Origin of the sequence: Curtobacterium sp. PhB191, assembly GCF_004346515.1 — a bacterium.
GTDB lineage: Bacteria > Actinomycetota > Actinomycetes > Actinomycetales > Microbacteriaceae > Curtobacterium.
Map to the genome: position 1 here is coordinate 43315 of NZ_SMBV01000002.1, position 23199 is coordinate 66513.

At 72.0% G+C, this 23199-nt stretch carries 22 protein-coding genes; 12 read left to right on the top strand and 10 right to left on the bottom strand.

Annotated features, from left to right (window positions below):
* Window positions 1-5: 5 nt before the first annotated feature.
* From EDF48_RS03410 to EDF48_RS03435, 7 genes are all read right to left on the bottom strand, one after another.
* Window positions 6-614 (bottom strand): TetR/AcrR family transcriptional regulator, encoded by a 609-nt coding sequence (locus EDF48_RS03410; protein ID WP_131878164.1) that lies wholly within the window; start codon window positions 612-614, stop codon window positions 6-8.
* A complete protein-coding gene (locus tag EDF48_RS03415) occupies window positions 607-1458 on the bottom strand; it encodes an alpha/beta hydrolase (RefSeq protein ID WP_131878166.1) in 852 nt (283 codons plus the stop codon). Before EDF48_RS03415 ends, EDF48_RS03410 begins: the two co-directional genes overlap by 8 nt.
* A 148-nt stretch (window positions 1459-1606) precedes the next feature.
* The gene (locus EDF48_RS03420; protein ID WP_131878168.1) at window positions 1607-2626 is read right to left on the bottom strand and encodes a glycosyl hydrolase family 18 protein; all 1020 of its coding nucleotides are present in this window, start codon (window positions 2624-2626) and stop codon (window positions 1607-1609) included.
* A 12-nt stretch (window positions 2627-2638) separates the two neighbouring features.
* Window positions 2639-4279: a long-chain fatty acid--CoA ligase gene (locus tag EDF48_RS03425; protein WP_131845248.1), complete on the bottom strand. Its 1641-nt coding sequence runs from the start codon at window positions 4277-4279 to the stop codon at window positions 2639-2641.
* 56 nt (window positions 4280-4335) lie between these two features.
* Window positions 4336-4932 carry a TetR family transcriptional regulator gene (locus EDF48_RS03430; RefSeq protein WP_131845249.1) on the bottom strand — a complete coding sequence of 199 codons (597 nt, stop codon included), beginning with the start codon at window positions 4930-4932 and terminating at the stop codon, window positions 4336-4338.
* 19 nt (window positions 4933-4951) lie between these two features.
* Complete coding sequence (locus EDF48_RS18995; RefSeq protein ID WP_165901319.1) at window positions 4952-5113, bottom strand: hypothetical protein; 162 nt, start codon at window positions 5111-5113, stop codon at window positions 4952-4954.
* Between the two features lie 81 nt (window positions 5114-5194).
* The gene (locus tag EDF48_RS03435; RefSeq protein WP_131845250.1) at window positions 5195-5416 is read right to left on the bottom strand and encodes a hypothetical protein; all 222 of its coding nucleotides are present in this window, start codon (window positions 5414-5416) and stop codon (window positions 5195-5197) included.
* 254 nt (window positions 5417-5670) lie between these two features.
* Between EDF48_RS03435 and EDF48_RS03440 the strand changes: the two genes are divergently transcribed.
* Both EDF48_RS03440 and EDF48_RS03445 read left to right on the top strand, forming a co-directional pair.
* Window positions 5671-6621, top strand: coding sequence for a helix-turn-helix domain-containing protein (locus EDF48_RS03440; RefSeq protein ID WP_111084859.1), 951 nt, complete (start codon window positions 5671-5673; stop codon window positions 6619-6621).
* A 24-nt stretch (window positions 6622-6645) separates the two neighbouring features.
* The gene (locus EDF48_RS03445; protein ID WP_131878170.1) at window positions 6646-7578 is read left to right on the top strand and encodes a phosphotransferase; all 933 of its coding nucleotides are present in this window, start codon (window positions 6646-6648) and stop codon (window positions 7576-7578) included.
* A 58-nt stretch (window positions 7579-7636) separates the two neighbouring features.
* Here the strand turns inward: EDF48_RS03445 and EDF48_RS03450 are convergent, their stop codons facing one another.
* The 3 genes from EDF48_RS03450 to xylA are packed head-to-tail and all read right to left on the bottom strand — an operon-like array spanning window position 7637 to window position 11326.
* Window positions 7637-8641, bottom strand: a complete 1005-nt coding sequence (locus tag EDF48_RS03450; protein WP_131878172.1) for an acetylxylan esterase — start codon at window positions 8639-8641, stop codon at window positions 7637-7639.
* 12 nt (window positions 8642-8653) lie between these two features.
* Window positions 8654-10123 (bottom strand): FGGY family carbohydrate kinase, encoded by a 1470-nt coding sequence (locus EDF48_RS03455; RefSeq protein ID WP_131878174.1) that lies wholly within the window; start codon window positions 10121-10123, stop codon window positions 8654-8656.
* Window positions 10124-10135: 12 nt separating this feature from the next.
* Entirely contained in the window at window positions 10136-11326 is a 1191-nt protein-coding gene (gene xylA, locus EDF48_RS03460) for a xylose isomerase (protein ID WP_111084913.1), read from the bottom strand.
* Window positions 11327-11423: 97 nt separating this feature from the next.
* On the opposite strand from xylA, the gene EDF48_RS03465 reads away from it, so the two are divergent.
* The 10 genes from EDF48_RS03465 (at window position 11424) to EDF48_RS03510 (ending at window position 23169) form a co-directional block, all read left to right on the top strand.
* Window positions 11424-12620 (top strand): Gfo/Idh/MocA family oxidoreductase, encoded by a 1197-nt coding sequence (locus EDF48_RS03465; RefSeq protein WP_243698023.1) that lies wholly within the window; start codon window positions 11424-11426, stop codon window positions 12618-12620.
* The gene (locus EDF48_RS03470) at window positions 12617-13324 is read left to right on the top strand and encodes a ThuA domain-containing protein (protein WP_131878176.1); all 708 of its coding nucleotides are present in this window, start codon (window positions 12617-12619) and stop codon (window positions 13322-13324) included. Before EDF48_RS03465 ends, EDF48_RS03470 begins: the two co-directional genes overlap by 4 nt.
* Window positions 13321-14421, top strand: a complete 1101-nt coding sequence (locus EDF48_RS03475) for a Gfo/Idh/MocA family oxidoreductase (protein WP_131878178.1) — start codon at window positions 13321-13323, stop codon at window positions 14419-14421. The genes EDF48_RS03470 and EDF48_RS03475 overlap by 4 nt, the downstream gene beginning before the upstream one ends.
* 70 nt (window positions 14422-14491) lie before the next feature.
* The gene (locus EDF48_RS03480) at window positions 14492-15541 is read left to right on the top strand and encodes a sugar phosphate isomerase/epimerase family protein (RefSeq protein WP_131878180.1); all 1050 of its coding nucleotides are present in this window, start codon (window positions 14492-14494) and stop codon (window positions 15539-15541) included.
* A gap of 154 nt (window positions 15542-15695) precedes the next feature.
* The gene (locus tag EDF48_RS03485; RefSeq protein ID WP_123294704.1) at window positions 15696-17036 is read left to right on the top strand and encodes an ROK family transcriptional regulator; all 1341 of its coding nucleotides are present in this window, start codon (window positions 15696-15698) and stop codon (window positions 17034-17036) included.
* Window positions 17033-18070: an NAD(P)-dependent alcohol dehydrogenase gene (locus tag EDF48_RS03490; protein ID WP_123294705.1), complete on the top strand. Its 1038-nt coding sequence runs from the start codon at window positions 17033-17035 to the stop codon at window positions 18068-18070. Before EDF48_RS03485 ends, EDF48_RS03490 begins: the two co-directional genes overlap by 4 nt.
* 212 nt (window positions 18071-18282) lie before the next feature.
* Window positions 18283-19665: an MFS transporter gene (locus EDF48_RS03495; protein WP_131878182.1), complete on the top strand. Its 1383-nt coding sequence runs from the start codon at window positions 18283-18285 to the stop codon at window positions 19663-19665.
* Window positions 19666-19848: 183 nt separating this feature from the next.
* A complete protein-coding gene (glmU, locus tag EDF48_RS03500; RefSeq protein ID WP_131878183.1) occupies window positions 19849-21276 on the top strand; it encodes a bifunctional UDP-N-acetylglucosamine diphosphorylase/glucosamine-1-phosphate N-acetyltransferase GlmU in 1428 nt (475 codons plus the stop codon).
* Window positions 21277-21337: 61 nt separating this feature from the next.
* Window positions 21338-22315 (top strand): ribose-phosphate diphosphokinase, encoded by a 978-nt coding sequence (locus EDF48_RS03505; protein ID WP_123294708.1) that lies wholly within the window; start codon window positions 21338-21340, stop codon window positions 22313-22315.
* Between the two features lie 74 nt (window positions 22316-22389).
* Entirely contained in the window at window positions 22390-23169 is a 780-nt protein-coding gene (locus EDF48_RS03510) for a putative protein N(5)-glutamine methyltransferase (protein WP_243698024.1), read from the top strand.
* The last annotated feature ends 30 nt before the right edge of the window (window positions 23170-23199 follow it).

Genomic DNA, 23199 nt, shown 5'->3' on the forward strand with positions numbered 1-23199 from the left:
CAACCCTACCGGTTCAGGGAGTCCGGATCGTGACCATGACTGGGGGCGGCGGTCGTCGCGCGGAACCCCCGGTCGAGGAACGCGATGATCCACTCGAAGCTCGCATCGACGTCGGTGCGCATCTGGAACCCACCGGACGTCTCGATGGTCGCGAAGCCGTGCAGGACACTGCGCAGCAGACGGAGCGCGTGCACCTCGTCGGCGGGGTCGAGCCCGTAGCCGCGCAGCGCCGCTGCGAACGAGGCGAGGGTGCGCTCCAGGGCGACGGCCAACGGGTCGTCCGGCCCGGTGGGACGGATCCCGACCGTCGCCTCGTACCGACCGGGGTGCCGCTGCACGTACCGGCGGACGGTCTGCGCGGCCGCCTCGACGGCATCGCGGCCGGCGAGCCCCTGCATCGCGTCGCGCAGGTCGTCGCCGAGTTCGTTCGCGGCGAGGATCGCGATCCGGCGGGTCAGGTCGGTGAGTCCGTCGACGTGCTTGTACAGCGACGGCGACTTCACGCCGAGCCGTTCGGCGACGACGCTCATGCTCAGCCGTGCGAGCCCGATCTCGTCGGCCAGCCCCGCCGCGGCGGTGGTGACGGCGGCGGGGTCGAGTCCTGCCCTAGCCACGGTGGCCGCCGACCGGCGCGAGCGTGCGGCCGAGGAAGGGGAGCACGAGTGCGAGGACCTCGGTCGGGGTCTCGGTGTGCGGGTAGTGGCCGGCACCGTCGATGACGGCCAGCTCGCCGAGCCCGTCGGGCAGGTCGGCCAGGACCCGCTCGCCCTCGGCCCGCGGGACGGCCCAGTCGGGGTCGGCGCTGCCCTCGATCACCAGGACGGGGCACCGCACGTCCGTCAGCCGTGCACCGGCGTCTGCGGGCGAGGTCTTGGTCATCGCGCGCAGCACCGCCATCCGCTCCGGCTGCTGCAGCGTCGACTCGATGCGGCCCAGTTCCTCGGTCCAGTCGGTCGGCTTCGTCGGCACGGCGAGGTCCAGGTAGGCCAGCCAGCCGGCCAGGCTCCCGGTCGTCATCACCTTGGCGAGCTGGAACGTGCCGGCGCGGTGGTGGCGGTTCCGGAGCAGGCCGCCGAGGTCGAACGACTGCTTCCGCGTGAACGGCGCGAGCTCGACGATGCCGGCGACGACGTCGGGGGCATCGGCGGCGGCGATGGTGGCCGCCCCACCGCTGATCGACTGCCCGACGATGACCGCGGGGCCGCCGAGGTGCCGGACGACGGCGACCAGGTCGCGAGCGATGTCGGCGCGCTGGTACGACGCCCATCCCGTGCTCGAGTCGCCGCACCCGCGGATGTCGACGTTCGCCACCCGGTAGCCCGCGGCGACGAGCTCGGGGACCAGGAACCGGTAGGCGTGCCGGCTGTCGCCCATGCCGTGTGCGAGGACGACGAGCGGTCCGTCGCCGCTGACGTCGTACGCGATGGTGCCTTCGTCGGTGCGCAGGTGTTCGAGCATGACTGCCTCCATGGCTAAGTGTGTTAGCTAAAAGCTAATACCATTAGCCGACGCTGTCAAGCCCGCCACGGCAGTTGCGTCGTGCGGCGGCGGACGGGAGGCCCGTGGCGGGCCCGCACCGGGCCTCCCGTCCGTTCGTCGGTCGCCGTCAGTGCACCGTGTCCAGCGTGTCCGACAGGTCCAGGGACCAGACGGCCACCCCGGTCAGGCCGAGCCGCTCGGCGAGTGCCACGCGCTCGCGCAGCGACCGCGCGTCGGACCACCAGAGCACCTCGCCGCTGGGCAGGGTCGCCGTCCACTCGCCCGCTGTCGCGTTCCAGGTCGGGGTGACGCCGGCCTTCCGGACGCGACGACGGGCCTGGTCGTCGGACAGCTGCCCCGCCGGTCGCGGCCCCTTCCAGTGGTAGCCGTACCCGGCGACGCCGAGCACGATCTGGTCGGCGGGCGCGAGGGTGGCGAGCGCCCTGGCGGACTTCGACGCCCAGGGCAACGACCCGACCGGCCCCGGTGCGTCCGGCTCCCACGGGCCGTGCTGGTCGTAGGCCATCAGTGTGAGGTGGTCCAGCGGAGCGCGGAGTGCCCGGACGTCGTACCCCATGCGCGCGTACCCGGCCGCGGTCGTCGACGCCGACAGGGCGATGTCGAGCCGGACGTCGTCGCCGACCGCCGCACGGAGCTCCCGCGCGAAGGCCGTCAACCCCGCCGTGTCGGCCGCGGTCAACGCCTCGAGGTCGATCATGACCGAGTCCCACCCGCCGGATCGCACGTCGGTCGCGAGCGCGCGGACGACGTGGGACCGGTTGGCGGGGGACCGGAGCATCCTCCGGGCGATCGGCTCGCTGAAGTCGCCGTCGGCGTAGTTGCTGACGAGCAGCTGCGCCTCGAGCCCGCGGGCGTGCGCCCGGTTGCGTTGCGTCCTCGCCTCGCGGGAGGGGGTGCTGACGCGCGTGCCGGTCCGGCTCAGCAGCAGCCCGTCGACGCCGACGACGTCCATCGCCGGTGCGTTGCCGTCGATCAGCGCGGGATCCGCCCCCTCTGGTTGGAAGCCCGTGACGTCGAACCAGTCGGGGGTGCCGGACTCGGCGTTCGCGGGGCCCGTGCAGCCGGTCAGGACGAGGCCCGCGGTCAGGACAGCGGCGAGGAGGACGGAACGCGGCCTGGTGATCACGCTCCGAGTGTGTCAGGCCGGAGCAGTCGCCGCGTCGACCGGTGTGCTGAACTGCTCGACCAGCGTCCGCTTCAGGACCTTGCCGCTCGGTCCGAGGGGCAGGGCGTCGACCACGTGCACGACCCGCGGGAACTTGTACGCCGCGATCTCGTCGGACACGAAGTGGACGAGCTCGTCGGGGCTGACGGTCGCACCGGCACGGAGCACCACGGCGGCCTCGATCTCCTGGCCGTGCAGCTCGTGCGGGACGCCGAAGACCGCCGCCATGGTGACGTCCGGGTGCGTCGCCAGCACCTCTTCGACCTGCCGCGGGTACACGTTGTAGCCGTTGCGGATGATCATGTCCTTCGTGCGGTCGACGATCGTCAGGAACCCGTCGTCGTCCTTCGTGCCGAGGTCGCCGGTGCGGAACCAGCCGTCGACAATCGCCGCGTCGGTGTCCTCCGGCCGGTCCAGGTACCCGTTCATCAGGTTGTGCCCGCGGATGACGAGCTCGCCGATCTCGCCGTGCGGCAGCAGCACGATCGCGTCGGGCGTGGCCGGGTCGGCGATCTCGACGTCGACACCCCACACGGGCGTCCCGATCGTTCCCGGTCGTGGTGCGCGGCCGACGTGGTTGAAGGTGGCCACGGGTGACGTCTCGGTCAGTCCGTAGCCCTCGTGGATCGGCGCGTCGAACACGGTCTGGAACCGCTCGAGGACGGCCAACGGCAACGACGCCCCGCCCGAGATCGCGTAGCGCAGGTCCGGGCGGGCGTCGTTCCGGGTCGCGGCGTCGAGCAGTGCCATGTACATCGTCGGCACCCCCATGAAGATCTCGCAGCCGTGCTCGACCATCGCCGAAAGTGCTGCGTCGCCGTCGAACTTTGGGAGCATCACGATGGTGGCGCCGGCGCGGAACCCGGTGTTCATCGTGCAGGTCTGACCGAACGTGTGGAACAGCGGGAGTGCCCCGAGCAGGACGTCGCCGCGGTGCATGTCGAAGGTGCTCATCAGGTTCGTGTTGACCTGTTCGAGCAGGGCGAAGTGCGAGCCCTCTGCACCCTTCGGCTTGCCGGTGGTCCCGCTCGTGTACAGGATCGTCGCGGTGTCGAAGGGGTCGCGGGGGACGTAGGTGTCGAGGGGTTCGGCTGCCGCGGCCAGGGCCTCGAGGCGGTCCGGGCCGTCGTGGCCGTCGTGGCCGTCGTGGTCGTCGTGGTCGGCCGGTGCGAGCACGGTGATGACGTCGACGCCGGCGAGCTCGGCACCGGCCGCGCCCTCGGTGAGCAGCGGGGCAGCGCAGACGAGCAGCATGGCGCCGCTGTCCTGCAGCAGGTACTCGATCTCGCGCCGCTTGAGCAGCGCGTGGACGGGGACGACGACGGCGCCGAGTGCGAGGGTGGCGTAGTAGACGCGGGCGAAGTCCGCGACGTTCGGCACGAGCATCGCCACGCGCGATCCCTCGGTGACCCCGCGGGCCCGGAGCGCTCCGGCGTACGCCAGGGTCTCCGACCACAGCTCGGCGTACGTGGTGCGGTGGTCGCCGACGATCACGGCGACGTCGTCCGGGTACCGCGCGGCGGACTCGGCCAGGATCGCGGCGACCGAGGCGGTGGCTCGGGTCGGTCTGGGGGTGCCGTGGTGAGCGGCGGTGGTGGGCTCGGTGCGCGTCATTCCGGTCTCCGTCTTCGGTGACGAGTGGTTCCCCGGATCATACGTCCGGCCGCCGGTCAGAACGTCGTGCGCTCCTCGAACACCGACATGATCATGGCCGCACCGAGCCGTGCGCTCCGGGCCGGCTTGGCCGACCCCTGCACGGCTGACTCCACCCGGGCACCCTCGACCAGCAGCGACAGGGTCTCGGCGATGTGCGCCGGCATGTCCGCACGGGTGCAGAGCAACGTGAGGTGGCTCTCGACGTCGCGGAAGTGCTCGGCTGCGAGCGCGGCGATCTCCACGTCCTGCCGTCCGAGCTCGGCGTGCCCGTTGATGAACGCGCAGCCGCGCCACCCCTCGTCCGCGAAGCACTCCTCCAAGTAGCTGAAGATGCCGAGGATCTCATCGCGGGGATCCGCCGAGGTGGTGGCGATGTGGTCCAGGGCCCGACGCCACGCGCCGTGCCAGCGTCGCAGGACCGCCACCACGAGCGCCTGCTTGGACGGGTAGGCCGCCGTCAGCTCGTCCACGCTCATGCCCGCGTGCGCGGCGACGTCCTCGAAACGCACCGGGATCACGCCGTGCGCCGTGAAGAGGTCATCGGCGGCCTTGGATGCGGTGCGCTGCGCGGTCGTCTCGACGGCCGGGGGCGTGAGTGTGAGGAGCGTCATGGGGAAGTGGGGTCGGGGTTCAGGCTGCGAAGAAGTCGGCGTAGGACGGGTCGGCGTGGCCCATGTGGGCGGTGAGGCGGGCCTGCACCATCTCGTCGAGATCGGCGGGCGGCGTCAGGCCGCGTCGGCGCCATTCGACCGGGTTGCGGCGGAGCTGTTCGAGCGTGCGCTGTTCAGGCATCGTGGCGTTCCTGTTCTGCGAAGAGGGCGGTCATGTCGATGGCCTGGGTGCGGACGTCCTCGACCGCTGATCCCTCGCGGATCACGCGGAGAGTCCGAGCACGGCGGCGGCCGACGCGAGGACGCTCACCGAGACGATGCCGGTGCTCACCGCGGCGATCTGCAGCGTGCGCTGTCGCTGAGCGTCCCGCAGCTCGCTGAAGAAGCCCCGGTGGCGGTTGCGCCGGCTGGTGACCGCCGTCGCTTCGAAGGCCAGCTTGGGTGCGCTGATCGGGTGGACCGGGGTTGCGGTCGCGGCGGTCATGTCGTCCTCGTGTTCTCCTGAGCGGCCCGTTGCCGCCGGATGAGACGACCGTACGATCAGCGGGGTCGTCGGTGTGCACCAGGACCGACGACTCGACGGATCGCGGATGTCGTGAGCGGCCCGGCGGTCGAAATCCGGACATCGTCCCGTCGCCACGAGCATCCGGTCCGCGCGCCGACGATCGTCGGTAGCGCTTCTCGGACAGCGACACGGACGACGCGCGTCCGTTCGGTCACACTGCTCTCGGTGAACCGATGACAGACGAACGAGCTCGCGTGCAGGACGACGTCCGGTCCGCCGACGTCGACGAAGCACGCGACTTCCTGGTCGGTGCGTACGACGCCTCCGAGTGGCGCGCCGAGACGACCGCGCAGCCCTTCACCTTCCGGTACTCAGCTGTCGGCGACTCGACGATGACGCTGCGCGCGATCCGGTTCGACGGGCACCTCGACGGCGTCATGACGCCGTCGGACGACTTCGTCGTGCAGTGGATCACCCGGGGTACCGGCTTCATCGGCGAGGGTGACGACCGCCTCGTGAGCGCCGTGGGCCGGCCGCAGCTGTGGCCGCAGGACGGCGCCGCGTTCACGTACCAGGACTACGACCAGCGTCTCGTGCAGATCAACCGGGCATCGCTCGAGGAGGTCGCCGGCGAGCGCGGCGCGGCGTCGGGCGGCGTGCAGCTCGACCACACCGTGCAACCCGACGACCGGGCCGTGACGATGTGGCGGAACACCGTCAAGCTCATCTCGCACACGGTGCTCGACCGGCAGGTCTCACCGCTGCTGCAGGCGGAGATGGGCCGGCTGGGGGCGCTGGCGCTGCTCGAGCTGTACCCGGTCGTCTCGGCCACGCTGCCGGACGAACTGCTGCTCCCGCGCAACGCGCACATCCGCCGGGCCGTCGAGTACGTGCACGAGCACGCCCACCTGCCGATCACGAGCACCGACCTGGCCGAGGTGGCCTCCCTGAGCCTGCGTGCCCTGCAGCAGGCGTTCCAGCGGCAGCTCGGGGTGAGCCCGAACGGCTACCTGCGCGGGGTCCGTCTCGACCGGGTGCGCGACGAGCTCGTGCACGCCGACCCGGCGGGGACGAGCATCGCCGACGTCGCCCGGCAGTGGGGGTTCGCCCACGCTGGTCGGTTCTCTGCCGCCTACCTCGAGCGCCACGGCGAGTACCCCCGGGACACGATGCGGCGGGCGTGACACCCCGACGGCCATGATGGGTGCGTGCTCGACGACGACACCCACCGCCACCGACTGGACGCGGTCCTTCGTGCCGTCGGGAGCTCGGACGACCAGGCCGAACGGCTGCTGGGCGGATCCGTGAACCACACGTACCGGGTGCGGCGAGCGGTCGGTGCCGACGTCGTCGTGCGGTTCCCCGTCGACGCCCTGCGCTCGGACGAGTTCCCCGTCGAGGCGTGGGCCGCGCGAGCGGCTGCCGCAGCGGGCATCGCCGTCGCTCGGACCCTCGGCCACGGTGTCCAGGACGGCGTCCCCTTCATCGTGTCCGAGTACGTCGAACCCGACCCGCGGCCGATCGATCACCCCTGGACGTGGCTCGGCTCGTTCGCCCGCACCGTCGCCTCGATCGACCTGGGCGCGGCGCCGGCGTCGCTGTTCACCCGCTTCGGCACCGACCTGGCTCGGGCGTGGTCGGCGCACCTGGCCTACAACAGCGCAGCGCTCGTCGCGGACGATCCACTCCGCCGGGACGGCGCCTACAACTCGGCCGGCGCGCTCCGGAGGCACTTCGAGCGGCTGGCCGCGGAGCACTTCGCGTTCGGACTCGCACACGGTGACCTGGCACCGCGGAACCTGATCGCACGGGGACCGGGTCGTGCGCCCGTGCTCATCGACTGGGGCGCTGCCGAGACCGGTCCGTCACCGTGGACCGACGCTCGTCGGCTGTTCGAGTGGGCGTTCGTCGACGCGACGATCTCGCGGGCCGAGTACGACGAGTTCATCGCTGCCGCCGGGCTGGCCACTCCGGCTGACCACGCGATCCTGGCGTCGCTCACCGCGCTGCACCTCGTCGACGTGACCCGGTGGGCGCGGGAGCAGCGGCCGGACCTGTACGCCGAGTACGTCGACCGGTGCCGGGGCGGTCTCGAGCGCGTCGAGCATCTCGAGCGGATCGAGCGCGCTTCGGGGGAGTGAGCGGCGAGCGACCGCGGCGGCCCGGGTGGTCGTCGGTCACGCTACGCGGCCGTCGCCGTCACGCCCGTGCGCGCAGGAACGCCACCTGCCGTTCCCAGTGCCGGAAGCCGCCACCCTCGTGCCCGTTGTACGGGTAGACCTCGATCTCACGGTCGGCCGGAGCGTGCGTGTCGTCCGCCCCGAGTGCGTTGAAGGCGGCGAAGGTCGTGCGTGGCGGCACGACGTCGTCCATCAGGGCCACGGAGAACAGCGCCGGGGCGGTGATGCCGGCGGCGTGGTTCACCCCGTCGAAGTACGCCGCGGTGTCCCACACCGTGTCGGCTGCGTCGCGGTGCACGGACAGGTAGGTCGCGAGCTCCAGGTACGGGCCCCCGACGGCGATGTCGGTGCCGCCCTCCCAGTCGCACAGGAACGCGACGTCGGGCAGCACCGCGGTGATCGGTCCGACGTGGGCCTCCACGAGGGCAGCTGCGGCGATGGCGATGCCCCCGCCCTGGCTGCCGCCGGTCAGGGCGATGCGTGACGGGTCGACACCGGGCAGCGTCCGCACGGCATCCACCAGGCGGACGGCGTCGGTGTACACCCGGCGGTAGTAGTGGTCCGCGGGGGATCCGATGCCGCTCGTCATCCACCCGCTCGCGTGCGGTCCGGAGCCGTGCGGGTCGGGGGTGTCGCCGCCGGCCCACCCGCTGCCCTGGCCACGGGTGTCCATGACGACGTGCACGTACCCGGCGAGGGCCCAGTGCACGCGTTCGCCGGGGCGCCCGCGGCCGCCGCCGTAGCCGAGGAACTCGACCACGACGGGCATCGCCGTGTCACGACCGGCCAGCGGTCGCGAGACCCAGGCGCGCACCGGATCGCCGGCGAACCCCGGGAACGTCAGGTCCTCGACGACGAGTCCGGTCACCGGGGTGTCGGCCGGAGCGAGGACGGGAGCCGTCTCCGCTCCGGCCGCCCGGGCCGCGGTGATCGTGTCCGCCCAGAACGCGTCGAAGTCGGCCGGTCGCCGGACCTCGGGTCGGTGGCGACGGAGTTCGTCGAGCGGGAGGTCGGTGCGTGCCATGGGTCTCCTCGGTCAGCGCGCCGCGGCGCGGTACTGCTCGAGCACCTCGGGGTGCGGGTCCGTCGGCACGGTCGTCGTCGCGATGTCCCACGACGGCAGCGCGCCGGTCAACGCCCAGGCTGCCTGACGCGCGGCCCCGGAGGCCACGTACTCGCCGGGATCCGGGATGAGCACGTCGCGCCCGAACACCTGCGCGGCGACGGTCCGGACGGCCTCGTTCCGCGCGGCCCCGCCGATGAGCAGCAGTCGCGACACGGTCACGCCAGTGCCCTCGACCGCGGCGAGTCCGTCGGCCAGGGCGCACAGCATGCCCTCGACCGCGGCGCGCGCCAGGTGCGGTCGGTCGGTCGTGCCCGGGGTCATCCCGAGCAGTGACGCGGTCGCGTCCGGCCGGTTGGGCGTGCGCTCGCCGACGAAGTACGGCACCAGCACGAGGCCGTCGGCCCCGGCTGGCGCCTGCAGCGCCAGCTCGCCGAGCGCGTCGTGGTCCACGCCGAGCAGGCCGCCGATCACCTCGAGCACGCGGGCTGCGTTGAGCGTCGTGACGATCGGGAGGCGCGACCCGGTCCCGTCGGCGAAGCCCGCCACGGTCCCGCTCGGGTCCAGGACCTCGGTCGCGGTGACGCCGAAGACGGTCCCGCTGGTCCCCAGGGACACCGCGATGTCCCCGGGAGCGAGCCCGAGTCCGAGCGCCGCACCGGCGTTGTCGCCGAGTCCGGCCGCCACGACCAGTCCGGCCGGTGCGACCGAGCCGTTGGGCAGCGTGACGTCGACGTCGAGCGTCCCCATCGCCTCGTCGTGGGCGACCACGCGTGGCACGACGACCGTGTCCGCGGTCGGCTCGGAGCCGGCGACGCGCATCGGGCGACCGAGCGCGAGTTCGAACAGCTCCGGGTCGTACTCCCGGCGCACCGGGTCCCAGTAGGCCGTGCCGCTGGCGTCCGAGGCGTCGGTGGCGAGTGCGTCGAGGTCGGGGCCGAGCGGACTCTCGTCGGCCGGGCCGTACCCACGCAGCCGCCAGGACAACCAGTCGTGGGGGAGCGCGACGGCTGCGACGCGGCCGGCGTTGTCCGGCTCGGCGTCGCGGAGCCACCGCAGCTTGGTACCGGTGAACGATGCCACCGGGACCAGTCCCGTCCGGGCGACCCAGGCCTCCCGTCCGATCTCCTCGACCATCTGCGCGGCCGCATCCGCACTGCGCACGTCGTTCCAGAGCAGGGCGTCGCGGACCACGTGACCGTCGGCGTCGAGCGCGACCATGCCGTGCTGCTGCCCGGCGATCGCGACGGCGCCGACGTCGGTGAGCCCGCCGGCGTCCGCGACCGCGGTGCCGAGGGCGTCCCACCAGTGGCGGGGATCGACGGACGTGCCGTCCGGGTGGGCGGCACGTCCCTCACGGACGACGGCACCCGTCGCCGCGTCGCGGATCGTGACCTTGCAGGACTGGGTCGACGAGTCGACGCCGGCGACGAGCTGTGTCATCCCCGCAGCCTGTCAGCGCGCGCCGAGCAGGTGCTCGATGGCGAGCTGCTGCAACCGGACGAAGCCGAAGCCCTTGCCGCCGAAGTACGCGTCGGCGTCGAAGTCCTCGTAGGCCGAGCGGTCGGACAGGAAGGCGTCGTAGGACTCGCCGTCGTTCAGGGTCGGCGTGCTGAGCTCCCCGACCTTCGAGGCCTCGAGCGCGGCCTGCACCTCGGGGTCGGCGCGGAAGGCCTGCGCGCGCTCCTTGAGGAGCAGGTACATGCGCATGTTCGCGGCCGCCGAGTCCCAGACGCCCGTGATGTCCTCGGTGCGGCTCGGCTTGTAGTCGAAGTGGCGCGGGCCGTCGTAGGCCTGGCCGCCCTGCGGCGAACCGTGCTCGAGCAGGTCGACGAGCGAGAACGCGTTCTGCAGGTCGCCGTGACCGAACACCAGGTCCTGGTCGTACTTGATGCCACGCTGACCGTTGAGGTCGATGTGGAAGAGCTTGCCCTGGTAGAGCGCCTGGGCGATGCCGGCCGTGAAGTTCAGGCCCGCCATCTGCTCGTGGCCGACCTCGGGGTTGATGCCGAACAGCTCGGGGCGCTCGAGGGTCTCGGTGAACGCGATCGCGTGGCCGAGGGTCGGCAGCAGGATGTCGCCGCGGGGCTCGTTCGGCTTCGGCTCGATGGCGAAGCGGATGCCGTAGCCCTTGTCGGTGACGTAGTCGGCGAGCAGGTTGACGGCCTCGCGGTAGCGCTCGAGTGCAGCTTGCACGTCCTTCGCGCTGTCGTACTCGGAGCCTTCGCGGCCGCCCCACATCACGAACGTCGACGCACCGAGCTCGGCGGCGAGGTCGATGTTGCGCAGGACCTTGCGGAGCGCGAAGCGGCGGACCTGCCGGTCGTTCGAGGTGAAGCCGCCGTCCTTGAACACGGGTGCGGAGAACAGGTTCGTCGTCACCATCGGCACGATGAGGCCGGTGGAGTCGAGCGCACCCTTGAGGCGGTCGATCTGCGTCTGCCGCTCGGCGTCGGTCGAGCCGAACGCGAACAGGTCGTCGTCGTGGAAGGTCAGGCCGTAGGCGCCGAGTTCGTCGAGCTTCTCGACCGCCTCGACCACGTCGAGGGCCGGACGGGTCGGCCCGCCGAAGGGGTCGGAGCCGTTGTAGCCGATGGTCCAGAGACCGAAGGAGAACTTGTCTGCACGGGTGGGCGTCGTTGCCATGGTGGTCACCGTTCGTCGTCGAAACAAAATGTTGCCGCGCCCAACATAAGCGGTAGTGTTGGCTGTGGCAAGGACGTGATCGCAAAGGAGCGAGCGGATGGCAAGTGTTTCGACGGCGCAGCAACGACTGCGGATCGCCATGGTGGGGCACGGCTTCATGGGAGCCGCACACTCACAGGCGTGGCGGACCGCCCCCAGGTTCTTCGACCTCGGGGTCGAACCCGAGATGGCGGTGATCGTCGGGCGCGACCCGGAACGCACCGAGGCCGCTCGCGTGCAGTACGGCTGGCAGGCTGCGTCGACCGACTGGCGCGCCGTCGTGGCCGACCCGGACATCGACGTCGTCGACATCGTGTCGCCCGGATCGTCGCACGTCGAGATCGCGATCGCCGCGCTCGAGGCCGGCAAGCACGTCCTGTGCGAGAAGCCGCTCGCGAACACCGTCGAACAGGCCGAGGCGATGACCGCCGCTGCCGCAGCCGCCCGCGCGCACGGGGTCCGCGCCATGGTCGGCTTCAGCTACCGCCGGGTGCCGGCCATCGCCTTCGCCCGACAGCTCGTGCAGGACGGCCGGATCGGCACCGTGCGCCAGGTCCGCGCGCTCTACCTGCAGGACTGGCTCGCCGACGAGGACGGCCCGATGACCTGGCGCCTCGACAAGGAGCTCGCCGGTTCGGGGGCGCTCGGAGACATCGGCGCGCACGCGATCGACCTCGTCGAGCACGTCACCGGCGCCGAGCTCACCCGGGTGTCGGGTCTGCTCGAGACCTTCGTGACCGAGCGCCCCCTGCTCGCCGACGGCGTCGGACTCTCCGGCACGGCGTCGAGCGAGCGCGGGCAGGTCACCGTCGACGATGCCGCGTTCTTCACCGCCCGACTCGGCGGCGGTGCGGCCGACGGCGCGATCGGCACGTTCGAGGCCACGCGCTACGCCACCGGCCGGAAGAACGGCCTGACGCTCGAGATCAGCGGGTCCGAAGGCGCGATCCAGTTCGACCTCGAGTCCATGAACGAACTGCGGCTGTACGAGTCGTCGGCACCCGCGGGAGAGCAGGGCTTCCGCCGCATCCTGGTCACCGAACCCGAGCACCCCTACATGGCGGCATGGTGGCCCACCGGACACCTCATCGGGTACGAGCACACCTTCAGCCACCAGGTGAAGGACTTCGTCGAATCAATCGTCGCCGGCACCGACCCGTCGCCCTCGTTCGAGGACGGCCTGCACGTGCAGCGGGTGCTCGACGCCGTCGAACGCAGTGCCGCCGACGGCAGCAGCTGGACGGTGACCGCGTGACCGCCGCCGACGGCACACGCCAGGCGCTCGTCGTCCGCGGGGGCTGGGACGGCCACCAGCCCGTCGAGACCACCGACCTGTTCGTCCCGTTCCTGCGCGACAACGGGTTCGCGGTCCGGGTGTCGGACTCGACGGCCGTCTACGCCGACGAGTCCGTCATGGCCGAGGTCGACCTGATCGTGCAGGTCGTCACCATGTCGACCATCGCCGACGACGAGTTCGCCGGGCTGCAGCGCGCGGTGCTGAACGGCGCCGGACTGGCCGGCTGGCACGGAGGCATCGCGGACGCGTTCCGGAACACCGCCGACTACCTGCACATGGTCGGCGGCCAGTTCGCCCACCACGCCGGCAAGCACCCCGACGAGCGCGTCGGGGAGCAGTCCGACAACTACATCCCGTACACGGTGCACCTCACCGACCTCGGACGATCGCACCCGATCACGCAGGGCATCGAGGACTTCGACCTCGTCACCGAGCAGTACTGGGTGCTGTCCGACGAGTACAACGACGTCCTCGCGACCACCACGCAGGAAGCGCGCGACTTCGACGCCTGGAACCGACCGGTCACCGCACCGGCGATCTGGACACGGCATTGGGGCGAGGGCCGCGTGTTCGTCTCCGCGCCCGGGCACCGCCTCGAGGTCGTCGAGTCGCAGCCACTCCGCACCGTCATCGAGAGGGGCCTCCTGTGGGCAGCACGATGAACGAACCCGTCCTCCGCGTCGGGGTGGTGGGCGTCGGCGTGATCAGCCAGCAGTACTTCGAACACTTCCCGTCCCTGCCCGGACTGTCGCTCGTCGCGGTCGCCGACCTCGACGTCGACCGGGCGCAGGCGGTCGGTGCCGCGCAGGGCGTGCGCGGCACGAGCGTCGACGAGCTGCTCGCGGCCGACGACGTCGACGTGGTGCTCAACCTGACGATCCCCGCCGCCCACGCCGACGTCGCGACCCGGGCGCTCGCCGCGGGCAAGCACGTCTACGGCGAGAAGCCCCTGGCGATGTCCACGGCCGAGGCCGAACCGGTGCTCGAGGCCGCCCGAGCCGCGGGCCTGCGGGTCGGCAGCGCCCCGGACACCGTGCTCGGCACCGGCATCCAGACCGCGCGGGCCGCCCTCGACGACGGCCTGATCGGCACCCCGGTCGGCGCGGCCGTCGCCTGGAGCGCCCCCGGCCACGAGCTCTGGCACCCGGCACCCGCGTTCTACTACCAGCCCGGTGGCGGCCCGCTGCTCGACATGGGCCCCTACTACCTGACCAGCCTCGTCACGTTCTTCGGACCGGTCGTCCGGGTGAGCGGCAGCGCCACCCGCTCCACCCGCGAGCGGACCATCGCGACCGGACCGAACGCCGGCACGTCGGTCCCGGTCGACATCGACACCCACGTGGTCGCGATCCTCGAACACGAGAACGGTGTCGTCTCGACCGTCACGGTCTCGTTCGAGGTGTGGGCGACCCGCGCACCGCTCTTCGAGGTGTACGGCACGGCCGGCACCCTCGGTGTGCCGGACCCGAACCGGTTCTCGGACCCGGTGTCGATCGCCACGGTGGACGACCGCGAGTGGCGCGAGCTGCCGGTCTCCGCCGGGTACGCCGACGCCGGTCGCGGCTACGGGCTCGCCGACCTGGCGCACGCGATCGCCACGGACCGTCCGCACCGGGCCTCCGGCGACCTCGCGTTCCACGTGCTCGAGGTCATGGAGGCCGTCTCGGCCGCGGCCCGCGACCATGCGGTCGTCGACGTGCACTCGCGCGTCGACCGCCCCGCCACCGTCCCCGCCGGGTCCGACCCCGGATCGTGGTGACGGACCCCGACCACCGCACGCACCTCGAACACAGCACGGACCCCGACCACCGCACGGAAGGACGACGACGATGACGACGACGGACGCGAGCGACCAGGCGGAGCCGACCCGGGCCTCCCGGCCGGTCACGCTGTTCACCGGACAGTGGGCCGACCTGCCCTTCGAGGAGGTCGCCCGGCTCGCCGGCGACTGGGGGTACGACGGACTCGAGATCGCCTGCTGGGGCGACCACCTGGACGTCCGGCGCGCCGCGACGGACCCGGCGTACGTCGCCGAGCGGCAGGCGATCCTGGAACGCAACGGGCTGCGGGTCTGGACCATCGCGAACCACCTGGTCGGCCAGGCCGTGTGCGACGACCCCATCGACCAGCGGCACGAGGACATCCTGCCGCCGCACGTCTGGGGCGACGGCGAGGCCGAAGGCGTCCGGCAGCGTGCCGCCGAGGAACTGCAGTGGACCGCACGCGCGGCAGCGGCACTCGGGGTCGACACCGTCACCGGGTTCTCCGGGTCGTCGATCTGGAAGACCGTCGCGGGCTTCCCGCCGGTCCCGCCGAGCATGATCGACGCCGGGTACCAGGACTTCCACGACCGGTGGTTGCCGATCATCGACGTGTTCGAGGAGGTCGGGGTCCGCTTCGCGCTCGAGGTGCACCCGTCCGAGATCGCCTACGACTACTGGACCGCCAAGCGCACGCTCGAGCTCTTCGCGGACCGGCCGGCGTTCGGGTTCAACTTCGACCCCTCCCACTTCGTCTGGCAGGACCTCGACCCCGCCGCGTTCCTGCTCGACTTCGCCGACCGGGTGTACCACGTGCACTGCAAGGAGTCGGTGAAGCAGCTCGACGGGCGCAACGGCCGGCTCGGCTCGCACCTGCCGTGGGGCGACCCGCGCCGCGGCTGGGACTTCGTGACCGCCGGACACGGTGACGTGCCGTGGGAGCGGGTGTTCCGCGTGCTGAACCACATCGGGTACACCGGCCCGACCAGTGTCGAGTGGGAGGACGCCGGCATGGACCGACTCGTCGGAGGACCCGAGGCGCTGGCGTTCGTGCGGCAGCTCGGCACGATCGCGCCGCCGGAGGCCTCGTTCGACGCCGCGTTCTCGCAGTCGCGGTGACCGGCGGTTCCGGGCGTACCTGCCGGATCCGGGCGTACCTGGTCGTTCGTTTCGACAAGGTGTGCCCGATCCCGCTTCCCATCGCGGGCGTTCTGGGAAGGACCGAACACGCGAGGATGGGCCAGCACCCACGGAGCACGACCGAGAGGACCCGATGGCTCGCCTGACAGCGGCACCCGTCGTCGCGCAGACCCCGACACGCGGCAACGCTGCGCGCGTCCTCCGCCTGGTGCACGAGGACGGTCCCATCACCCGCGCCGAGATCACCCGACGCACCGGACTCAACCGGTCGACCACGCTCACGCTCGTCGGTGAACTGGTGGAGCGCGGACTCGTGCACGAGGACGTCCCCGCGACGGGCAGCACGAGCGCCGGTGTCGCGGGCAGTCCGAGCCCTGGCGTCGGCCGTCCGAGCCCCGTCGTTCGTGCTGCCGCCGAGGTGGTCGCCGTCGCCGTCACGGTCGAGGTGGACGCCGTCACCGTCGCGTTGGTCGGGCTCGACGGCAGCGTGCGCGACCGTGCGGTGGCGTCGAGTCGCTCGGCCCCGACCGCTGCCCAGGCAGTCGAGACCATCGCCGGACTCCTGGACGGCCTGGTCGCCGGCAACGCCGTACCCGCCCGGATCGCCGGCATCGGCGTCGCCGTGCCCGGGACCGTACGGGTCGAGGACGGCGTGGTCCGCTCCGCGCCCCACCTGGGCTGGCACGACGAACCGATCGCCCGTCCCCTCGCCGAGCGCACCGGCCTGCCGGTCCGTGCGACGAACGACGCGAACTCCGGTGCCTGGGCGGAGCGCCTGTACGGCAGCGGCCGCGGAGTCGACGACCTGATCTACCTCAACGGCGGCGCGAGCGGTATCGGCGGCGGTGTCATCAGCGCCGCCCGGCCCCTCAGCGGCGCGGACGGCTACGCCGGCGAGCTCGGCCACACGTTCGTCGCGGCGAACGGTGTCCGCTGCCACTGCGGGGCCGTCGGGTGCCTCGAGACCGAGGCCTCGCGCGACGCCCTCGTCGCGGCGGCCGGTGTCGCCCCGGACGACCCGTCCGCGCTCGCCGCGGTGCTCGCGCAACGCCGACCCGAGGTCGAGCGGGTGGTCGACCGCCAGGTGACGGCGCTCGCCACCGCGCTCCGCAACGCGATCCACACCGTCAACCCCGAGGTGGTCGTCCTCGGCGGGTTCCTCGGGGTGCTGCTCGAGCACGTCGGCGACCGCATCGAGGTCGAGGTCCGCGCCCAGTCGATGGCCGCCGTGACCGAACGGCTGCGGATCGCTCCGGCGGCGCTCGGTGCCGACGTGCTGCTCCGCGGTGCCGCCGAACTCGGGTTCCGCGACCTGCTGCGCGACCCGACGGCAGCCCGGCTCGTCCCGAGGCCAGCTCCAGCCGACTCCACGACCACCCACACGCCCGACCGCTCCACCACCCACACGCCCGACCGCTCCACCACCCCCACGTCCGACCGCGACGCCGCGGCCGAGGAAGCGAGAACCCCATGACCTCCATCCAGCGCCAGCGCACCAGCGTGCTGCTCGGGACCCAGGACCTGACCGTCGAGGACCGCCCCGTGCCCGAGGTCGAACCGGGCGACGTGCTCGTCCGGGTCGCCGCCGTCGGGGTGTGCGGCTCCGACGTGCACTACTACCGCCACGGCCGCATCGGGGACTTCGTCGTCGAGGAGCCCCTCGTCCTCGGCCACGAGCTGTCCGGCACGATCACCGCCGTCGGCGCGGGCGTCGACCCCGCCCGTGTGGGGGAGCGCGTCGCCGTCGAACCGCAGCGCCCGTGCCACCGCTGTGCGCAGTGCCTGGCCGGCCGCTACAACCTCTGCCCGCACATGCGCTTCTACGCGACCCCGCCGGTCGACGGCGCCTTCGCCGAGTTCGTCACGATCGAGGCCGAGTTCGCCCACGTCCTGCCCGACTCCGTCTCGTTCGAGGCCGGTGCCCTGCTCGAACCGTTGTCCGTCGGCATCGCCGCGGTCCGCAAGGCCGGCATCGTCCCCGGCTCCTCGGTGCTCATCGCCGGTGCCGGTCCGATCGGGATCATCTGCGCCCAGGCGGCGCGGGCCTTCGGCGCCACCCGGATCGTCATCAGTGACCTGGTCCCCGAGCGCCGGGAGCGTGCGTTGCAGTACGGCGCCACCGAGGTCGTCGACCCGACCGTGGTGTCCGTCGCCTCGGACATCGCCCCGGTCGACGCGTTCATCGACGCCAGTGGTGCTCCCCGAGCCGTGTCCGACGGCATCAAGGCGGTCGGACCGGCGGGCGCTGCGGTGCTCGTCGGGCTCGGCAACTCCGAGATGACCCTGCCCGTCGAGCACATCCAGAACCTCGAGGTCACGGTCACCGGGATCTTCCGCTACACCGGCACGTGGCCCGTCGCGATCGGCCTGGTCGCCTCTGGACAGATCGACCTCGACTCGCTCGTGACGGGTCGGTTCGGCCTCGACGAGGTCCGCGAGGCACTCGAGAGCGACACCGACCCGGAGTCCCTCAAGTCGGTCGTCTACCCCGGCGGCGTGCCCGCCTGAGCGCGCACGATGCGCGGTTCGCCGCCCCGTGCCGCGTTGCGTGCCACGTGCGGGGTTGCGACCGGACACGGTGCGCGGAAGCTCGCACGGGGTGACGGCGCGCGCACGGTGCGGACGGGAGGCCCGTGGCCAGGCCGCCACGCGCCTCCCGTCCGGCACGTGACCCGGAACGGGGCCACCGGTGCGTCACCGGGACGCGCTACGGTTCGCGCATGACCGCTTCACCGGCCGCCGTCGTGCCGCAGCGCACCGACCGGCGCGCGCTCGTGTCCTGGGCGCTGTGGGACTGGGGGTCCGCGGCGTTCAACGCCGTCGTCACCACGTTCGTGTTCAGCACGTACCTGGCCAGCCGGGCGTTCGTCGACCCGGCGAAGGTGGCCGACACGTCCGCCGCGGGCACGGCGTTGGTGGAACGCGAACTCGCCCACAACGCCGCGGTGGTCTCCACGGCCCTGACGATCGCCGGCATCGTCGTCGCGCTCGTGGCCCCGGCGATCGGACGCCTGGCGGACTCGTCCGGGCACCGCCGCCGGTCCGTGCTCATCGCCACGATCGGCATCGTGCTGTCCATCGGCGGCATGGTCTTCGTCGCGCCGAGCCAGCCGTACCTGGTGCTCGGGGCGGCGCTGCTCGGCATCGGCACGGTCGCGTACGAGATCGCGAGCGTGGGCTACAACGCCATGATCGGGCAGGTCGCGTCGGGGGAGCGCACCGGACGGGTGTCCGCGATCGGGTGGGCCGCCGGGTACTTCGGCGGCATCGTGCTGCTCGTGCTGCTGCTCGTGCTCTGCATCCAGGACTTCCGCGGCGACGGCGTCGTCGGCGGACTGCTGCAGCTGCCGGCCACCGTCGCGACCGGGCAGTGGGACGTCCGCGTCGCCATCGGCATCGCCGCCGTGTGGCTCGCGGTCAGCTCGATCCCGCTCTTCGTCGTCGTGCCCGAGGCCGCGCCCGACCACCGGCACACCGGCGGCGTGCTCGGTGCCTACCGCGACCTGGGTCGGGACATCGCCCGGCTCTGGCGCGAACGGCGGAACGTACTCGCGTTCCTGGTCGCCAGCGCGGTGTTCCGCGACGGCGTCGGCGCGGTGTTCACCTTCGGCGGGATCATCGCGGCGCAGGTGTTCGGGTTCAGCGCCTCGCAGGTCATCCTGTTCGCCATCGCCGCGAACGTCGTCGCCGGCGTCGCCACCTTCGTGTCCGGACGGCTCGACGACCGCTTCGGCTCGCGCACGCTCATCATGGTGTCGCTGATCGGCCTCGCGGCCTGCGGGCTCGGCGTCCTGGCGGTCGGCAGCCGGACGGAGTGGTTCTGGGTGCTTGGCCTGACCCTGGCGTTGTTCGTCGGACCGGTGCAGTCGTCGTCGCGGGCGTACCTGGCGCGGCTGGCGACCCCCGGCCGCGAGGGCGAGCTCTTCGGCCTCTACGCCACCACCGGCCGGGCGGCGTCGTTCCTGGCGCCGGCGCTGTTCGGTGTCGCGGTGACGGTCGGCGGCTCGACGCGTTTCGGGATCCTCGGGATCGTGGTGGTGCTCGTCGTGGGGCTGGTGCTCATGGCGTTCGTGAAGGCCGAGCCGCGGGTGGTGCGCGGGTAGGTGTTCGGGTGTAGCTGGTCGTTTCGGGCGTAGCTGGTCGTTTGTTCCGTCCAGGTACGCCCGATCCCGCTTTCCATCCCGAGGTCGATGGGAAGGAACGTCCCCGGTGCGGTTGTGCGCACGGTTCTGCACAGGGCCGCGGTTCCACCGGACTCCGCAGCGCGGGTGCGCCAGGATGGACCCATGACCGACCAGCGCATCGCCGTCGTCGTCCTCGCCGCCGGGCAGGGCACGCGCATGAAGTCGTCCACCCCCAAGGTGCTGCACCGGCTCGCCGGGCTGCCGCTCATCGCGCACGTGCTGCGGACGGCGTCGTCCCTCGGGCCGGAGCACGTGGCCGTGGTCGTGCGGCACGAGCGTGACCTGGTCGCAGCGGAGATCACCGAGCGTGCGCCCGACGCCATCATCGTCGACCAGGACGACGTCCCCGGCACCGGCCGCGCGGTCGAGGTCGCGGTCCAGGCGCTCCCCGCCGACTTCGACGGTGCCGTCGTGGTGCTCTCCGGCGACGTCCCGTTGCTCGACGCGGCGTCGCTCCGCCTGCTCGTCGACGCCCACGCCGGAGGGGGAAACGGTGCGACCTTCGTCAGTGCGATCGCCCCGGACCCGACCGGCCTCGGACGGATCGTGCGGGATGCTGACGGCGCGTTCGTCGGCGTCGTCGAGCACAAGGACGCGACAGCGGAACAGCTGGCCATCGTCGAGGCGAACGCGGGCATCTACGCGTTCGACGTGACGCGCCTCCGGGCGGTCCTGCCGTCGCTCACCACGGCGAACGCGCAGGGCGAGAAGTACATCACCGACGCCCCCGCGCTGATCAGTGCGCGAGGCGGGCGCATCGACGTCGTCACGCTCACCGACCCGTGGCTCGTCGCCGGCATCAACGACCGCGCGCAGCTGTCCGACTCCGCCCGCGAGCTCAACGCCCGCATCGTCCGCCGACACCAGCTCGCCGGCGTCACCGTGCAGGACCCGGCCACCACCTGGATCGACCTCGACGTCTCGATCGAAGCGGATGCCGAGGTCCTGCCCGGCACCCAGCTCCTCGGCGCGACCGCCATCGCCGCCGGTGCCGTCGTCGGGCCGGACACCACGCTGCGCGACACCGAGGTCGGTGCCGGCGCGACGGTGAACCGGGTCGACGCCACCCTCGCGGTCATCGGTGACGGTGCCTCGGTGGGGCCGTTCGCGTACCTGCGTCCGGGCACGATCCTGGGCGACCAGGGCAAGATCGGCACCTTCGTCGAGACGAAGAACGCGAAGATCGGGCGCGGCAGCAAGGTCCCGCACCTGTCGTACATCGGCGACGCCGAGGTGGGCGAGGACTCGAACATCGGTGCGAACACGATCACCGCGAACTACGACGGCGTGCACAAGCACCGCACCGAGGTCGGCTCGCACGTTCGTACAGGCTCGCACAACGTGTTCGTCGCCCCGGTTAGGATTGGTGACGGTGCGTACACGGGTGCCGGAACGACGGTCCGCAAGGACGTCCCGGCCGGATCGCTCGCGATCAGCTACGCCCCACAGCGCAACACCGACGGATGGGTCGAGGAACACCGACCCGGCACACCGGCGGCCGAGGCTGCTCGGCACGCGAACGGCGAATAGATCCTGGCGACCACCGGTCGTCGACATCGACCCCACACGGGTCAGGGAGTGAGCACCGCACTTGTCCGGAATCAAGACAACCGGCCAGAAACGACTCGTCCTCGTCTCGGGGCGAGCACACCCGGCGCTCTCCGCCGAGATCGCAGAGGAACTCGGTGTCGACCTGGTCCCCACCGATGCCCGGACCTTCGCGAACGGTGAGCTGTACGTCCGGTTCGACGAGTCGGTCCGCGGGTGCGACGCGTTCGTCATCCAGTCGCACACGGCGCCGATCAACGAGTGGCTCATGGAGCAGCTCATCATCGTCGACGCGCTGAAGCGGGCCTCGGCCAAGCGCATCACCGTCGTCGCGCCGTTCTACCCGTACGCCCGTCAGGACAAGAAGGGCCGCGGCCGCGAGCCGATCTCGGCCCGCCTGGTCGCCGACCTGTTCAAGGCCGCGGGCGCGCACCGCATCATGAGCGTCGACCTGCACGCCGCCCAGATCCAGGGCTTCTTCGACGGCCCGGTCGACCACCTCTTCGCCATGCCGGTGCTGCTCGAGCACTTCCGCGAGATCCTCGACCCGTCGATGCTGACGGTCGTGTCTCCCGACATGGGGCGCGTCCGCGTCGCCGACATCTGGTCCGAGAAGCTCGGTGCACCCCTCGCCATCATCCACAAGCGTCGCGATCCGCTGGTCCCGAACCAGGTCACGGTCCACGAGATCGTCGGCGACGTCTCCGGCCGCTGGTGCCTGCTCGTCGACGACCTGATCGACACCGGGCGCACGATCGCCAAGGCAGCTGAGGCGTTGAAGGCGGCCGGCGCGATCGGCGTCGTCGTCGCCGCGACCCACGCCGTGTTCTCCGACCCCGCCACCGAGCTGCTGCAGAGCGAGTTCATCGACCGTGTCGTCGTCACCGACACCCTGCCGGTGCCCGTCGAGAAGCGCTGGGACCGTCTCGAGATCCTGCCGATCGCCCCGCTCCTGGCCCGCGCCATCCACGAGGTCTTCGACGACGGGTCCGTCACGTCGATGTTCGACGGCGCAGCGTAGCGGAGCCGTCGAACCATGGGCACAGCCGGCGGCGCCTCACCGTCTCGTCGACGTGACGTGTCTGCGGACCGTTGGTGACCCATCCCGCGCGTGACGCCCTCGCGGCCCGGCTCCGGGCCGCGGGGAGCGTCTTCGCCGAGGACGAAGCCGACCTGCTCCTCGAAGCAGGCGACGGTGAACCAGTCCGGCTGCGTTCCCTGGTCCAGCGTCGCCTCGCCGGTGAGCCGCTCGAGTACGTCCTCGGCTGGGCCGCCTTCGACGGACACCGCATCCGGGTGACCACTGGGGTGTTCGTCCCCCGTGCCCGGACGACCGTCGTCGTCGAGCAGGCTGCCCGTCGGTTGCAGCGCTACGACCGCGTGGTCGACCTGTGCTGTGGCGCCGGTGCGATCTCGGTGGCGTTGTTCGGCCGGGTCGGCGCGCTCGACCTCGTGGCGACGGACATCGACCCGGATGCCGTCGACGTCGCGGCCGAGAACATCGGCGACCGCGGGATCGTCGTCGCCGGCGACCTGTTCGCGCCGCTGCCGGACCGGTTCCGCGGCGCCGTCGACGTCATCGCGGTGAACGCCCCGTACGTCCCGACGGCGTCGATCGCGATGATGCCGGTCGAAGCGCGTGAGCACGAGCACCGCGTGGCCCTCGACGGTGGCGCGGACGGCCTCGACCTGCACCGGCGGATCGCCGCAGGAGCGGGGGAGTGGCTGCGCCCCGGTGGTTCGGTCGTGATCGAGGTGTCGGTGGCGCAGGCAGATGCGTCGGTCGCGGCGTTCGTGTCCGCCGGGTTCACGGCCGTGGTCGAGCAGGACGACGATGTCGACGGCACCTGCGTCGTCGCGACGCTCCCCGTCTGACCCGACGAGTTCGACCCGCACGAGTTCGAC

What these genes read in the sequence shown, in the direction of transcription:
- glmU (WP_131878183.1), top strand. Translation starts at nt 19,849, where the DNA reads ATGACCGACCAGCGCATCGCCGTCGTCGTCCTCGCCGCCGGGCAGGGC.
- EDF48_RS03490 (WP_123294705.1), top strand. Translation starts at nt 17,033, where the DNA reads ATGACCTCCATCCAGCGCCAGCGCACCAGCGTGCTGCTCGGGACCCAG.
- EDF48_RS03495 (WP_131878182.1), top strand. Translation starts at nt 18,283, where the DNA reads ATGACCGCTTCACCGGCCGCCGTCGTGCCGCAGCGCACCGACCGGCGC.
- EDF48_RS03415 (WP_131878166.1), bottom strand. Translation starts at nt 1,458, where the DNA reads ATGCTCGAACACCTGCGCACCGACGAAGGCACCATCGCGTACGACGTC.
- EDF48_RS03440 (WP_111084859.1), top strand. Translation starts at nt 5,671, where the DNA reads ATGACAGACGAACGAGCTCGCGTGCAGGACGACGTCCGGTCCGCCGAC.
- EDF48_RS03485 (WP_123294704.1), top strand. Translation starts at nt 15,696, where the DNA reads ATGGCTCGCCTGACAGCGGCACCCGTCGTCGCGCAGACCCCGACACGC.
- EDF48_RS03430 (WP_131845249.1), bottom strand. Translation starts at nt 4,932, where the DNA reads ATGACGCTCCTCACACTCACGCCCCCGGCCGTCGAGACGACCGCGCAG.
- EDF48_RS03450 (WP_131878172.1), bottom strand. Translation starts at nt 8,641, where the DNA reads ATGGCACGCACCGACCTCCCGCTCGACGAACTCCGTCGCCACCGACCC.
- EDF48_RS18995 (WP_165901319.1), bottom strand. Translation starts at nt 5,113, where the DNA reads ATGCCTGAACAGCGCACGCTCGAACAGCTCCGCCGCAACCCGGTCGAA.
- xylA (WP_111084913.1), bottom strand. Translation starts at nt 11,326, where the DNA reads ATGGCAACGACGCCCACCCGTGCAGACAAGTTCTCCTTCGGTCTCTGG.
- EDF48_RS03475 (WP_131878178.1), top strand. Translation starts at nt 13,321, where the DNA reads ATGAACGAACCCGTCCTCCGCGTCGGGGTGGTGGGCGTCGGCGTGATC.
- EDF48_RS03465 (WP_243698023.1), top strand. Translation starts at nt 11,424, where the DNA reads ATGGCAAGTGTTTCGACGGCGCAGCAACGACTGCGGATCGCCATGGTG.
- EDF48_RS03435 (WP_131845250.1), bottom strand. Translation starts at nt 5,416, where the DNA reads ATGACCGCCGCGACCGCAACCCCGGTCCACCCGATCAGCGCACCCAAG.
- EDF48_RS03455 (WP_131878174.1), bottom strand. Translation starts at nt 10,123, where the DNA reads ATGACACAGCTCGTCGCCGGCGTCGACTCGTCGACCCAGTCCTGCAAG.
- EDF48_RS03480 (WP_131878180.1), top strand. Translation starts at nt 14,492, where the DNA reads ATGACGACGACGGACGCGAGCGACCAGGCGGAGCCGACCCGGGCCTCC.
- EDF48_RS03425 (WP_131845248.1), bottom strand. Translation starts at nt 4,279, where the DNA reads ATGACGCGCACCGAGCCCACCACCGCCGCTCACCACGGCACCCCCAGA.